The 13,377-nt window shown below is 58.3% G+C and carries 16 protein-coding genes; 13 read left to right on the forward strand and 3 right to left on the reverse strand.

Translation table 11 applies throughout. The features are described from left to right. Positions 1 to 19: 19 nt before the first annotated feature. The 6 genes from AAFO92_RS08085 to AAFO92_RS08110 all read left to right on the forward strand — a co-directional run bounded on the left by AAFO92_RS08085 (position 20) and on the right by AAFO92_RS08110 (position 4,640). Positions 20 to 616, forward strand: a complete 597-nt coding sequence (locus AAFO92_RS08085; protein WP_347534206.1) for a hypothetical protein — start codon at positions 20 to 22, stop codon at positions 614 to 616. Between the two features lie 195 nt (positions 617 to 811). Further along, on the forward strand, positions 812 to 1,696 hold the full coding sequence (locus AAFO92_RS08090) for an IS1 family transposase (RefSeq protein WP_347534207.1): 885 nt from the start codon (positions 812 to 814) through the stop codon (positions 1,694 to 1,696). Positions 1,697 to 1,787: 91 nt separating this feature from the next. Further along, positions 1,788 to 2,417 carry an Abi family protein gene (locus AAFO92_RS08095; RefSeq protein WP_347534208.1) on the forward strand — a complete coding sequence of 210 codons (630 nt, stop codon included), beginning with the start codon at positions 1,788 to 1,790 and terminating at the stop codon, positions 2,415 to 2,417. Between the two features lie 135 nt (positions 2,418 to 2,552). Beyond that, positions 2,553 to 2,840 carry an HU family DNA-binding protein gene (locus tag AAFO92_RS08100; protein ID WP_347534209.1) on the forward strand — a complete coding sequence of 96 codons (288 nt, stop codon included), beginning with the start codon at positions 2,553 to 2,555 and terminating at the stop codon, positions 2,838 to 2,840. Positions 2,841 to 2,911: 71 nt separating this feature from the next. Continuing rightward, on the forward strand, positions 2,912 to 3,790 hold the full coding sequence (locus AAFO92_RS08105) for a DMT family transporter (protein ID WP_347534210.1): 879 nt from the start codon (positions 2,912 to 2,914) through the stop codon (positions 3,788 to 3,790). A gap of 73 nt (positions 3,791 to 3,863) precedes the next feature. After that, entirely contained in the window at positions 3,864 to 4,640 is a 777-nt protein-coding gene (locus tag AAFO92_RS08110) for a methyltransferase domain-containing protein (RefSeq protein WP_347534211.1), read from the forward strand. A gap of 11 nt (positions 4,641 to 4,651) precedes the next feature. On the opposite strand, the gene aroC is transcribed toward AAFO92_RS08110, so the two are convergent. Both aroC and AAFO92_RS08120 read right to left on the reverse strand, forming a co-directional pair. After that, complete coding sequence (gene aroC, locus AAFO92_RS08115; protein ID WP_347534212.1) at positions 4,652 to 5,758, reverse strand: chorismate synthase; 1,107 nt, start codon at positions 5,756 to 5,758, stop codon at positions 4,652 to 4,654. A 95-nt stretch (positions 5,759 to 5,853) separates the two neighbouring features. After that, a complete protein-coding gene (locus AAFO92_RS08120; RefSeq protein ID WP_347534213.1) occupies positions 5,854 to 6,315 on the reverse strand; it encodes a response regulator in 462 nt (153 codons plus the stop codon). Positions 6,316 to 6,845: 530 nt separating this feature from the next. On the opposite strand from AAFO92_RS08120, the gene AAFO92_RS08125 reads away from it, so the two are divergent. Next, the gene (locus tag AAFO92_RS08125; protein WP_347534214.1) at positions 6,846 to 7,580 is read left to right on the forward strand and encodes a HAMP domain-containing sensor histidine kinase; all 735 of its coding nucleotides are present in this window, start codon (positions 6,846 to 6,848) and stop codon (positions 7,578 to 7,580) included. 80 nt (positions 7,581 to 7,660) lie between these two features. On the opposite strand, the gene AAFO92_RS08130 is transcribed toward AAFO92_RS08125, so the two are convergent. Next, positions 7,661 to 8,479: a MurR/RpiR family transcriptional regulator gene (locus AAFO92_RS08130; protein ID WP_347534215.1), complete on the reverse strand. Its 819-nt coding sequence runs from the start codon at positions 8,477 to 8,479 to the stop codon at positions 7,661 to 7,663. Positions 8,480 to 8,629: 150 nt separating this feature from the next. Here AAFO92_RS08130 and AAFO92_RS08135 point away from each other — a divergent pair, with 150 nt between their 5' ends. The 6 genes from AAFO92_RS08135 to lptB all read left to right on the forward strand — a co-directional run bounded on the left by AAFO92_RS08135 (position 8,630) and on the right by lptB (position 13,316). Continuing rightward, positions 8,630 to 9,952 (forward strand): aspartate aminotransferase family protein, encoded by a 1,323-nt coding sequence (locus tag AAFO92_RS08135; protein WP_347534216.1) that lies wholly within the window; start codon positions 8,630 to 8,632, stop codon positions 9,950 to 9,952. Next, positions 9,949 to 10,728: a 3-keto-5-aminohexanoate cleavage protein gene (locus tag AAFO92_RS08140; protein ID WP_347534217.1), complete on the forward strand. Its 780-nt coding sequence runs from the start codon at positions 9,949 to 9,951 to the stop codon at positions 10,726 to 10,728. The genes AAFO92_RS08135 and AAFO92_RS08140 overlap by 4 nt, the downstream gene beginning before the upstream one ends. Positions 10,729 to 10,829: 101 nt before the next feature. Then, positions 10,830 to 11,441 carry a ribonuclease D gene (locus tag AAFO92_RS08145; RefSeq protein WP_347534218.1) on the forward strand — a complete coding sequence of 204 codons (612 nt, stop codon included), beginning with the start codon at positions 10,830 to 10,832 and terminating at the stop codon, positions 11,439 to 11,441. Further along, complete coding sequence (lptC, locus tag AAFO92_RS08150; protein ID WP_347534219.1) at positions 11,441 to 12,055, forward strand: LPS export ABC transporter periplasmic protein LptC; 615 nt, start codon at positions 11,441 to 11,443, stop codon at positions 12,053 to 12,055. Before AAFO92_RS08145 ends, lptC begins: the two co-directional genes overlap by 1 nt. A 5-nt stretch (positions 12,056 to 12,060) precedes the next feature. After that, on the forward strand, positions 12,061 to 12,558 hold the full coding sequence (gene lptA / locus AAFO92_RS08155) for a lipopolysaccharide transport periplasmic protein LptA (protein WP_347534220.1): 498 nt from the start codon (positions 12,061 to 12,063) through the stop codon (positions 12,556 to 12,558). Beyond that, the gene (lptB, locus tag AAFO92_RS08160) at positions 12,558 to 13,316 is read left to right on the forward strand and encodes an LPS export ABC transporter ATP-binding protein (RefSeq protein ID WP_347534221.1); all 759 of its coding nucleotides are present in this window, start codon (positions 12,558 to 12,560) and stop codon (positions 13,314 to 13,316) included. The genes lptA and lptB overlap by 1 nt, the downstream gene beginning before the upstream one ends. The last annotated feature ends 61 nt before the right edge of the window (positions 13,317 to 13,377 follow it).

Here is a 13,377-nt window from a genome sequence, read left to right on the forward strand (position 1 = left end):
TGTAATCTGGAGATTCATTATGACCCGCAATCTGAGCATCACCGCAGATCAAATCGCCCGCTGGAAGGGCGAAGCTGCTGTTATTAAAGAAAAGATTAGCTCACTGCGGGATGAAGAGCGGCGGTTGGATGAGTTGATTCATGCCGCGAATCTGCTGGCTGAGTATGGTGATTCTCAAACGACCACTTCTCCAGAAACAAAACCTGAACAACCGCGCCGGTATGTATTTCAGCGTGATGATGACACGCCCAAACCGACACCTCCGTCGATTCCTGACGAAGGTCCGACGCTGGTGGACGCGATCCTTATGGCCCTCAGGGCCGCAGGGAAACCACAGTCGAACAAAGAGATTAAGGCGAAACTTGGCGGCACGGGATTTAACGTATCGCGCCTGAAATCGTCCCCTAACTACTTCTATACAGCAACAAAACGATTGGTGGATCGAGGGCTCATCGAAAAGATGGGCGACGGTCGATACTCTCTCGTGAAAGAATCCGCCCCAGATGAAGAAAGCTTGTTCGGCTCATCACCTGGGGCGTCTAACCATACCGGATCTAACCAGTCCGGTGAACCCCATGCGCAAGGGCGTGAAGCCGTTCCGGGGGGTGGTCCATGAGAATATAATCCCATGTAAGTCTTTGAGGTCGCTTGGATAGTTGGTCGCTGTCTAGGCGGCCTCAAGCATTTTTACCACTAGAATCAAGGATATGCAAGTTTTGAATATTGATTCAAAGCAATTCTCCTAGTGTGTCTGAGAGAATTCTATCCACTCATCCTTGACGGTAAGCAAAAAAGTTCACATATAAGAGGCATGAGACAATTGCCCACAGAAAAACGCGTTATGATCCTGAATATGATGGTGGAGGGTATGTCCATGCGCGCCATCAGCCGCACGGTGGGATGCTCAATTAACACCGTAACGAAACTGCTGGTGGATGCGGGCAACGCTTGTGCGGCCTATCATGATGAGCATGTGCGCAACGTGAAGGTATCGCGCGTTGAGTGCGATGAAATCTGGTCCTTCTGGTATGCCAAGGAAAAGAACGTCGCCGACGCCAAGGCCGCCCCTCGGGGCGCTGGCGACGTGTGGACGTGGACCGGGATTGATGCGGACAGCAAGATGATCCTAGCCTATGAAATTGGCGACCGTTCAGCAGAAACCGCCTATGACTTTATGCTCAACCTGCGGCGCCGGATCGACGGTCGTATCCAACTGACCACGGACGGGCACCGCGCCTATCTGGAGGCCGTAGGCAAAGTGTTCGGCGATGAAATCGACTATGCCCAACTGATCAAACAGTACGGCGAGCCGCGCGGCACCGCTAAGCATGAACGCAAGTATTCCCCGGCAGAGTGTACCGGCACCAAGAAACATATCGTCTCTGGCGATCCGGTAGAGGATCTTGTCAGCACGTCTTACGTTGAGCGTCAGAACCTTTCCATGCGGATGGGGATGCGCCGGTTTACTCGCCTGACAAACGCATTCAGCAAGAAACTGCAAAATCACCTGCACATGCTGAGCCTGTATTTCCTGCATTACAACTTCGTCCGCATCCATAAAACGCTGAAAGTTACACCCGCAATGGCGGCTGGCGTTACTGATTCTCTGCATGATATGGAGTGGATTATTGCCCTGATTGACGCCCGCGCGCCCAAACCAAAGAAGCGTGGCCCCTACAAGAAAAAGGCCCTATAAACGACTGACCCCCGGAGCATGCAGAGCAGAGGCCGACCGGGGGTGTACGTTGTGAACATACCTATTAATGGGTTTAAGACAAGTAAACAAAATGCGAACACCCGAAATAAATACGGCCCTAGAAAATAGTATTTCAACTGAAAGACTCGAAAAGTATCTTCTCGAAACAGGTGGAGATTTAGATTTAAGCATTGAATTGTATGAAGAAAACATGCTTCTGTCTGAATCTTTTTATGTTCCGCTCCAGTGCCTGGAAGTGTGTCTTAGAAACAAGATTCACGCACAAATGTCTAAAGTCTATGGAACTTCTTGGCTGTTAGATCACACGGTCGCACCGCTGACTGATCACAGCCGTTCGATGATAAATGATGCCTTAGAAGAAATAGAACCGGAGGACGTTACATCTGGGAAAATTGTTGCTGAATTGAAGTTCGCCTTCTGGGTAGGATTGATGTCACGAACGTATGACAGTTCAATTTGGCGCGCCGCTCTTTACAAAGCTTTTGCAGCGACCACGGGCCAAAAAAGATCCGTGGTCCACGGAAGGTTGAATATGTTGCGAAGGTTCCGTAATCGAGTCGCGCACCATGAGCCGATTTTTCATAAAGACTTGGAAAAAACGCATAATGAGATAATCGAGACCATTATTTGGATGTGCCCCAAAACAGCAAAATGGGCCGAACACCACAGCAGAACATTGGAAATTCTGAAGAAATCCTGATTTCAAAGTGAGACACTACCACAAAATGCACTAAAAACGCTTGCTTTGCGCCACTATTCGTTGTGTTTGAACACAAGATAGCGTTAGATTACGCCAATGAGGCCCAATAGCCGGGCAGATGAAGGAGACCATAAAATGGCAAAACCAATGACCAAAACCCAGCTTGTTTCTGCACTGGCCGATGAAATGGGCAGCGACAAGAAAACCGCAAGTGGCGCGCTGGACGCCGTGATCTCGATCATCACGCGCGAAGTGTCAAGCGGCGGTGCGGTAACCCTGCCCGGCGTCGGCAAGATCTACTGCCGCGAACGCCCCGAGCGCATGGTGCGCAATCCCGCCACCGGCGAGCAGATCCACAAGGATGCCGACAAGGTGGTGAAAATGACCATCGCCAAGGCACTGAAGGACAGCGTCAACGGCTGATCTTGTAATCATCCCCAGTTTCGGAAAGGGTCGCCACCGGGGCGGCCCTTTTCAGTTTCGGAGCAGGCAGTATGGACATTCGGGCAATCGCGGCAGGGTTGGCCTTTGCCTTCATGTGGTCCAGTGCCTTTACCTCGGCACGGATCATCGTGGCCGCGGCGCCACCTCTGACAGCGCTGTCGCTGCGGTTCCTGATCTCGGGCCTGCTGGGCGTGCTGATCGCGCGGATGCTGGGGCAGAGCTGGCGGCTGAGCCGCGGGCAATGGCGCGCCACCATCATCTTCGGCATCTGCCAGAACGCGCTGTACCTCGGGCTGAATTTCGTGGCCATGCAGACGATCGAGGCATCCCTGGCCGCCATCATCGCCTCGACCATGCCGTTGCTTGTGGCCTTGGCGGGCTGGGCGCTTTTTGGCGAAAGGGTGGGGTTTCTGGGCATGATCGGCCTGCTGGCCGGGTTGATCGGCGTGGTCATCATCATGGGCGCGCGTCTGCAGGGCGGCATCGACATGACGGGGCTTGCCCTTTGCGTCATGGGCGTCATCGCCCTGACCTTTGCCACCCTGATGGTCAGGGGCGCGACATCGGGCGGCAATTTCCTGATGATCGTCGGACTTCAGATGCTGGTCGGCAGCGCGGTTCTCGGCATCGCTGCAGCGGCGACGGAAAGCGTCGAAGTCGCCTGGAGCTGGCAGCTGGTTGCTGCCTTTGTCTATACCACCCTGATCCCCGGGCTTGCCGCAACCCTGGTCTGGTTTCGGCTGGTCAACCGCATCGGTGCGGTCAAGGCGGCGACGTTCCACTTTCTCAACCCGTTCCTGGGGGTGGCCATCGCTGCGGCCATCCTGGGTGAGTCACTTGGCCTGCGGGAAATTGCCGGGGTCGCGGTGATCGCGGGCGGAATCCTGGCGGTGCAACTTTCCAAGCAGAAACCATCCCCCCGCCGATAACTTGACCGCAAGTTCAGTCCGCGTGTTAAGTTGGCATCAAACACCAGCGCACCAATAGCTGGAGGGGGGACAGATGCTGAAGTTCGATGCCGAGACGACGCGGCTGCTGGAAATTGCCTATCAGGGTGGGGACATCACGCGCAGGCGCCGGCTGTCATTTGACACGGTAGACCCGATGCCCGGGGAAACGATCCTGGATATCGGCAGTGGCAACGGGATGTTGACCGCCGAATTGGCGCGGGCGGTCGGACCCACTGGCCGGGTGATTGGCGTCGATCCCAGCGAAGACATGCGCAAGCCGGCGATCGAGCGGTGTGGCTCTTTCGCCTGGGTCGAATTCAAGGACGGGCTGGCCGATGCGCTGCCGCTTGGCGATGAATCCGTCGACAAGGCAGTCTCGGTACAGGTGTTCGAATATCTCGACAACATTCCAGCAGCGGTTCAGGATGCCTGCCGGGTGCTGAAACGTGGCGGTCGGCTGGTGGTCAGCGACATCCATTTCGACAGCCTCGTGTGGTTCACCGAAGATCAGGCGCGAATGGATCGAATGGTCGCCGCCTGGGACGATCATTTTACCGAACGGCGCGTTCCGGCGATCCTGCCACCCCTCATGCGCAAGACCGGGTTGGTGGTCGAGTCGGTGAACTCGGTCACCATCAGCGATCACGTCCTCAAACCGGACGGGTTGGCGATCATGATGATCCGGCTGATGGAAAACTATGCGATTCAGACCGGGCTTGTGTCAGAAGACGAGGCGACGGCGTGGCGTGCAGAGCAGGAACAGTTGGCTGCCGACGGGCGGTTCTTCTTCTCGATCACGCAGTTTGCGGTCAGCGCGCGCAAACCCTGACCAGTGCCTGCTCAGCCGATCGTGCCACGCGGCCCGTCCCCCACCTGCCCGCGATGCAGCAGCAGGTGGTCAAGCAGCACGCAGGCCATCATCGCCTCGCCCACCGGCACGGCGCGGATGCCGACGCAAGGGTCATGGCGGCCCTTGGTGATGACCTCGGTCGGGGTGCCGTCCATGCGGATGGATCTGCGCGGGCTGAGGATCGACGAGGTGGGTTTGACCGCAAAGCGCACGACAATATCCTGCCCGGTCGAGATACCGCCCAGGATGCCGCCGGCATGGTTCGACGAATAGACCGGCTGCCCGTCATTGCCCATGAAGATCTCGTCGGCATTCTCGGTGCCTTTCAGCATCGCCGCCGACATGCCTTCGCCGATCTCGACGCCCTTGACCGCGTTGATCGACATCATCGCCGCCGCCAGATCGGTATCGAGCTTGCCATAGACCGGCGCGCCCAGACCGGCGGGGGCTCCCTGCGCCACGACCTCGATCACCGCACCGACCGAGTTATGGTCCTTGCGCAGCTTTTGCAGATAGGCCTCCCACTCGGGCGCGGCTTGGACATCGGGGATCCAGAAATCGTTACCGTCGATCGCCGCCCAGTCGAACCGGTCGCGGTCGATCTCCAACTCGCCCATCCGGGTCATGTAACCCTTGATGCGGATGCCCGGCACCAGCGAGTCGAGCGCCGCGCGGGCAATACCGCCCGCCGCCACGCGTGCCGCCGTTTCGCGGGCCGAACTGCGCCCGCCGCCACGGTAATCGCGGATACCATATTTCTGGTGGTAGGTGATATCGGCGTGGCCCGGCCGAAAGGTCTGGGCGATGTCACCATAATCCTTTGATCTTTGATCGGTGTTTTCGATCATCAACTGGATCGGCGTGCCGGTGGTCTGACCCTCGAACACGCCCGACAGGATTTGAACTGCATCGGGTTCGTTCCGCTGCGTCATGTTCTTGTTCTGACCGGGGCGCCGCTTGTCCAGCCAATGCTGCAGCATCGTCTCGTCCACGGCGATACCCGGCGGGCAGCCATCAACCGTCGCCCCCAGTGCGGGACCGTGGCTTTCGCCCCAGGTGGTGACGCGAAACAGATGTCCGAATGAATTGAGGCTCATCGCAAGGCTCCTTCCGCGCTGGTCTAGCCGCGCAGCGCCCATGGCTCAAGCCAAAAGGCTGCCCGGAGGAGCAGGCCCGGTCCGAGTGTGCTGTCTCAGCTTGGGAATTCGATCACCTTGGCGAAGCAATCAATCATATCCAGCGCCTTCACGAAGCTGTTGCCCAGATTGTCCTTGACGATGTAACCGGCGATATTGTTGTCATAGGCCATCGCCACGTCCGTAGGCGCATCAGATGTCGACAGGACAAAGATGACAAGCCGGTGCAGCGCGGGATCATTGCGTACCTCTTCCAGAAACTCGAACCCGTTCATCCGCGGCATGTTCAGATCCAGAGTCACCAGGCAAGGCGGCAGAACGCTGGATTCACCCAGTTCGGCTCGGAGCATCTCCAACGCTTCGCGCCCGTCCCGTGCCACCTGCACCGGATTGACGATCTTCAGCTTTTTCAGAGCGCGCTTGATCGCCAGAATGCTTACCTGATCATCATCTATGATCAGAAACCTGACCGGCTGCGTTGGTACCTTGATTACCGGGTTCGGCTGAACTTGTGTCATGGTCTTTCCCCTCCAAGCGGCAACGGGCCGCCAAAATTCCGCTTTGTCTGTTTCAGGTGGACGAGCCCGAAGGCGTCACATCGGCCCCGGCCACAAGACGAAATATCCCCAACAGCGAAACCGGCGGAGCGACGCCCCTGCGCCGGCAAACTGCGCCCGGTATCAAATGAAAGTCGGTCGACGAAAATTGGCTGTACCTCGCGCCGGGCTGCTGCAAAGAATCTCAGGGTAGAAACAACCGATTAATCCGGCGTTAACAAAGTTGAACGCGCGGTGGCCAATTCGTTCACATCCTGTCCCAGGATACCAAGATCAGCGGCGAACGCCGCAGGGTGCCGGCTGGTGCGATGGCCTGAGTCAGGCGTTAGTGCCTTCTTTTTGTTGCGCTAAATTGTCCGGCCCTCACTCGAATCCGGTCAAGCGGCTTGCACTCGCGAAAAGCTGCAAACCTGCGCGCTGCGTTTCGATGGTTAACCAACAATTATCACTTCTCGCCTATCCCGAATGCTCAATCAGAAATTGAGGTTTCCATGGGTATTCGTCCGTTTGACACGCCGTCCTCGGATGGCGAAGGCGCGACATCCACGCAGTTGAGCGCCAGTGAGTTCGAAGATTTCATTTATCTGCTCAGCCACGACATCCGCAATTCTGTGCGCGCCCTTCTGGAGGTGCCGCAATGGATCCAGGATGACCTGGAGGAGGCCGGGTACATCATCAACGAACCGCTTCAGGAAAATCTTGCCCTGATGAACATCCATACCCGCCGCCTTGACAGGATGCTGATCGATTTGCTGGTCTATTCCCGCGCGGGACGCATGCAGGTTGTCAAATCTGTTGATCTGGCCGAAGCGATTGCGGTTGTTCTGGAACAGTTGACCATCCCCCCCGGATTCGAAATCGACCTGGATCTCAAATGTGCCGAAATTCGCATGGGAGACCGGGATATTCTGACGCTGTTTTCCGCGCTGATTTCGAACTCGGTCAAACATCACGATATGAATGAAGGAAAGGTAACGATCACCTCGGTGCAGAAAGCGGGCGACTGCATCATAACCGTTACTGACGACGGGCCGGGAATCCCGGAGAAGTACCGCGAACGGGTTTTTGAAATCATGACCACCCTCAAGCCCAGAGATGAGATCGAGGGCAGCGGTATGGGCCTGGCCCTTGTCCGCAAGATTGTCGATATCTACGGCGGCCAGATTTCCTGGCTGTCCGGCCCGGCAGAGCGCGGCACATCCATCCAGCTGACTTTCCCGATCTGAATTTCTCCTGACCGAACGCCGGGGGAATTCCAGGCTACCGACACCTGCTTGGCACAAGGATTCAACCTGGTTGCAGACCGTCAACCGTCACGGACTTCTTCCAGGCGGCGGTTGCGGTTTTCCACGTCCGCTATTCGATTTGTGGCTTCTGGCCCCATCCGGCCCGCCAGCATCCCGATCATCGTCTCTGCCAGAAAAACCGTGGCGACATAGGAGGAATAGAAATGCGGGCTTTCGGATTTAACCAGAAACCCCGTATCGGCGAAGCGCAGCGCGGGGCAGGCATGGCTATCGGTGATGACGATCACGAAGGCGCCGCTCTTCTTGGCGATCTCGGCCGCCAGCAAGGCTTTGCGGGCGAAGGGTGGTTTGGTGAGGATGACAATCGCATCCCCTTTCTGCATCCCGGCCAGTCCACTGCCCAAGGACCCTCCCGCGCGGTCCGCCATATGCCATTTGTCGCTTATGAAGCTTGCCATGTAGTGCATGTATTCCGCGATCCCTGCTGATCCCAGCGCCCCCAAAACCAGCACCTTCCGGGCGTCATGCAACCGTTCCACGGTCGTCTTTAGCTGTTCGCGATCAATCGTCTCCTCAAGCGTCGCGAGATTGCCAAGACAGGCCTGCCGGTGTTCCTGAAAAAGATCCAGCGTGCCTGCTTCGTGATCGTGCCACAGGCGATCCGCCCGGTCGGCAAAACTGTTCACCCGGCGGTCGATCTTTCCGCGCATGATTTCGCGGATCTCCTCGAAACCGTCATAGCCCAAAACCCGCGCAAGCCGCGAAAATGTCGCCGGTGCCAGACCTGCTTCACCGGCCACGGATCGCAGGCTGCGCGTGGCGACCGGCACCGGGTTCGCGGCGATGAAATCCCCGGCTTCGCGCAACCGCGCGCTCAACTCTTCATAATTCCGGGCCAGTCTCTGTTCAAACGATGGATCCAACGCGATGCCTGCCTCTTTTCGTAACACTTTGTGAATGTTTCAGATGTTTCACATATTGTCAAATCTTGATCCATATGTTTCAAATAATGCGATCAGGAGATTGCCATGAACCACGTATTTCCAAGACATACGAAATCCCTTCCTCCAATTGCCGTGCGCGGAGAAGGTGCCTATCTGTTCGACGCCTCGGGCAAACAGTATCTTGACGGCTCCGGCGGGGCTGCGGTGTCATGCCTTGGGCATTCTGACCCAGACGTTATCGCCGCGATCAAGGCACAGATCGACAACATGGCCTTTGCCCATACCGGGTTTTTCACCTCGGACGCCGCCGAATCCCTTGCCGACCGGCTGATTGCCCATGCGCCCGGTGATCTGGACCGGGTCTATTTCGTCTCGGGCGGGTCCGAGGCAGTCGAGGCAGCGCTGAAACTGGCGCGGCAATATTTCCTGGAAATCGGACAGCCCGAGAGGTCGCGTTTCATTGCCCGGCGTCAGAGCTACCACGGCAATACCCTGGCCGCGCTGGCAACGGGCGGGAACGCCTGGCGCAAGGAACCCTTTGCCCCGCTTATGATCGATACCTCGCATATCGCGCCCTGCTACGAATATCGCGACCGTGCCGAGGGCGAAACGCCCGAAGCCTACGGTCAGCGCGCCGCCAACGAACTGGAACGGGAACTGCAGCGGGTCGGGCCCGAGAACGTCATCGCCTTCATCGCCGAACCCGTCGTCGGCGCGACGGCGGGCGCGGTCCCGCCCGCACCTGGATATTTCAAGCGCATCCGCGAGATCTGCGATCAGCACGGCATCCTGTTGATCCTGGACGAAGTGATGTGCGGTATGGGACGCACCGGCAGTTTCTTTGCCTGCGAACAGGACGGCATCAGCCCCGATATCGTGACCATCGCCAAGGGCCTTGGCGCCGGCTATCAGCCGATCGGCGCGACGCTGTGCACGCGCAAGATTTATCAGGCGATCGAAGACGGTTCGGGCTTTTTCCAGCACGGCCACACCTATGTGGGCCACCCGACCGCCTGCGCCGCTGCCGATGTCGTCGTGTCCAAGCTGACCGACGGCGGCATGACCGGGCGCGCGAAGATCATGGGGGCAAAGCTGGACGAGGCGCTGAAGACCGCCTTTGGTCAGCACCCGCATATCGGTGACATCCGCGGGCGCGGCATGTTCCGCGGCATCGAAATCGTCGAAGATCGCGACAGCAAGAAACCCTTCGATTCCTCGCTGGCCATGCACAAGAAGCTCAAGAAAGCCTGTTTCGAAGCCGGGCTGGTCTGTTATCCGATGGGGGGCACGATAGACGGCAAACAAGGGGATCACATCCTGCTGGCCCCGCCCTTCATAGTGACCGATGCGCAGATTGACGAACTGGTTTCAAAACTCGACATCGCCTTCCAGAACGTATTGACATGAACCCGCTGCCCCGGCTGATGGTCGCGCCCAACGGGGCACGGCTTGGAAAATCAGACCACCCCGCCATCCCGCTGACACTGGATGAGATCGTCAAGACCGCGCGCGCCTGCCATCTGGCGGGTGCGGATGGGCTGCACCTGCATCTGCGCGATACCCGGGGCGCACATGTTCTGGATAGCGGCATGTATCGGGAGGCCCTGGCGGAACTGGGTCGCGCAACACCCGAGATGGCCGTTCAGATCACCACCGAGGCGGTTGGTATCTACGGGCCCGATCATCAGCGTGACGTTGCGCTGAACGCTGGCGCGTCGCTTGTCTCTGCCTCGATCCGGGAAATCATGACCGATACCGATCGCCGCACCATCCATCGGTTCTTCGAAGATGCCCGGGCGGCAGAGATTGCCCTTCAGCTCATCCTCTATGACCTGGCGGATGTCAAGCTGCTGAAATCCGTCATGCCGCCCGGAATGTTCAATGCGGCAGACCTGCAGGTCCTTTTTGTGCTGGGGCGGTACACTACCGACCGTGACAGCCGCCCGACCGATCTGCAGCCGTTTTTGGCATGGAAGGACACCGAAGGCTGGCACCCCGACTGGGCGGTCTGCGCATTCGGGCGCGGTGAAACCGCTTGTCTGAAATACGCCGATGCCAAGGGCGGGAAACTGCGGGTCGGCTTCGAAAACTCGATCTGGTCGCAGGATGGCACGATTGCGCAGGACAACGCGCAACGGGTGCGCGAAATCGCCGACGCAAAGGCAAACAGGGATGCGGCCTGACGGTTGCGCCGGCTAAAAATCTTCCGAAACCCTTGCCAAGCACGGTCCAGGCTTTACAGGGTAGGGCGCAGTATCCCTGCCCGGTGACGAAAGGATCGAGAATGGCAAACCACCTCTACAAGAACGATCTTCCCGACGGGCTGGACCTGGGGCCGGTGGTCGCCATTGATTGCGAGACCATGGGGCTGAACCCGCACCGCGACCGCCTGTGCGTGGTGCAGATGTCAGGCGGTGACGGCGATGCGCATCTTGTGCAGATCGCGCAGGGACAATCTGCGGCACCGAACCTGGCCGCGATGCTGGAAAACCCCGATGTGCTGAAACTCTTTCATTTCGGCCGGTTCGACATCGCCGCCATGTACAATGCCTTCGGCGCGCTGGCCGCGCCCGTCTACTGCACGAAGATCGCCAGCAAACTGATCCGCACCTACACCGACCGCCACGGGCTGAAGAACCTGTTGCAGGAGTTGCTGAACGTCGATGTTTCCAAGCAACAGCAATCGTCGGATTGGGGCGCGGACAAACTGACCGAGGCACAGCTGGATTATGCCGCGTCGGATGTCCTGTATCTGCACCAGCTGCGCGACGCGCTTGATGAACGGCTGGAACGCGAAGGCCGGGCAGAGCTGGCCCGGTCCTGTTTCGATTTCCTGCCAGCCCGCGCGAAGCTGGACCTTGCAGGCTGGCCCGAGATCGACATCTTTGCGCACTGATGGCCCTGTCGGACAATCTCTACTCGCGCGTCGTCGCATGGATGAAGATCATCCTGCCCCTAGCCGCGCTTGGCATATTGTCCACGCTCTTTCTGATCTCGCGCACGATTGATCCGACCGAGTCGATACCCATCGCGCAGATCGACCTGGAACAGCGCGCGCAGGAACTGGGGGCGACGAACCCGTCCTTTGCCGGCGTCACCGACAGCGGCGATCAGGTGACATTCCGGTCGGTACGCGCCCGGCCCGACCCCGAGGACCCCGAGCACCTGTTGGCGACGGATGTGACCGCCCGGCTGAACCTTACGTCCGGCACCATCGTTGACATCCGGTCGGACAATGCCGACATGCATCAAAGCAAGATGACCGCAACGCTGGATGGCAATGTGCACATAAACACCACGACCGGTTACGTGATGACAACGGATACCCTGTGGACGCGGATGGATGAGCTTTATGCCGAAACGCCGGGCCAGGTGGAGGGCACCGGCCCGCCAGGTGACCTGACTGCGGGCAAAATGCTACTGACGACGAATCCCGAAACCGGCCAGGCAGAATTGCTTTTTACAGGGGGTGTCAAACTGATATACACTCCGCAGGAACCCAAGGATTAATTCCCGTGCACCTTTTCAGAAACCTGGCATTGGCATTCTGCATCTCTGCCGCGCCGGCAAGTTTGCTGGCACAGGGCGCCCAGATAGCGTTTGGCAATGCGCCGCAGGACAGCAACCTGCCGGTCGAAGTGACCTCGGACAATCTGAATGTGAATCAGAATGACGGCACGGCGATCTTCACCGGCAATGTCCTGATCGGCCAGGGCGAAATGCGCCTGTCGGCCCCCCGGGTGCTGGTCGTCTACCTTGAGGATGAGAGCGGCATCGAAAGCCTCAACGCAACCGGAGGCGTAACGCTTGTCAGTGGCGAAGACGCCGCCGAGGCCCGTCAGGCAGACTATAACGTTCAGACCGGCCTGATCGAAATGTATGGCGACGTGCTGCTGATACAGGGGCGGAACGCCCTGACCGGCGACAAGATGTTCATCGACACCAAGGCCGGCACCGCCCGCGTCACAGGGCGAGTCAAAACCGTTCTGAACCCCGAATCCGAGACCGAGTAATGGTACAGCCCGAATTGACGATTGCGCACCAGAACAGCGGGCTGCAGATCGAAAACCTCAGAAAAAGCTACGCCAAGCGGGTCGTGATCCGCGATGTATCCCTCAACCTGAACCAGGGTGAGGTGGTGGCCCTGCTGGGCCCGAACGGATCTGGCAAGACCACGACGTTCTACGCCGTTGCCGGGCTGGTCTATCCCGAGGGCGGTCATGTCACGATTGACGGGCGCGAGGTGACCAACCTGCCGATGTATCGCCGGGCCAAGCTGGGCATCGGCTACCTGCCACAGGAGATGTCGATTTTCCGCGGCATGTCGGTCGAAGACAACATCATGGCTATTCTCGATATATCGGTGTCGCAACGGCACAAGCGCCGCGAACGGCTCGAAGAACTGCTTTCGGAGTTTTCGATCGAGCATTTGCGCCGCGCACCCGCGCTTGCCCTGTCCGGCGGTGAACGCCGCCGGGTCGAGATTGCCCGCTGCCTGGCAGCGTATCCGAAATATCTTCTGCTGGATGAACCCTTTGCCGGGGTCGACCCGATCTCGGTCGGCGACATACGGCACCTGGTCGCCGATCTGAAGAAACGCGGTATCGGCGTCCTGATCACGGATCACAATGTTCGCGAAACGCTGGAAATCGTTGATCGCGCGTATATTTTGCACGATGGAAAGGTGCTGATGTCGGGCAATCCCGACGAGGTGGTCGAGAATGAAAACGTGCGCCGCGTCTATCTGGGCGACAATTTCCGCATTTCCTGATTGCCGGATATTCCGCCGATTTAGCCCTCGGGATTAACCTGTCCTGCATTGACATCCAGTG

It is taken from the genome of Roseovarius sp. CAU 1744 (genome assembly GCF_039839345.1).
Classification (GTDB): domain Bacteria; phylum Pseudomonadota; class Alphaproteobacteria; order Rhodobacterales; family Rhodobacteraceae; genus Roseovarius.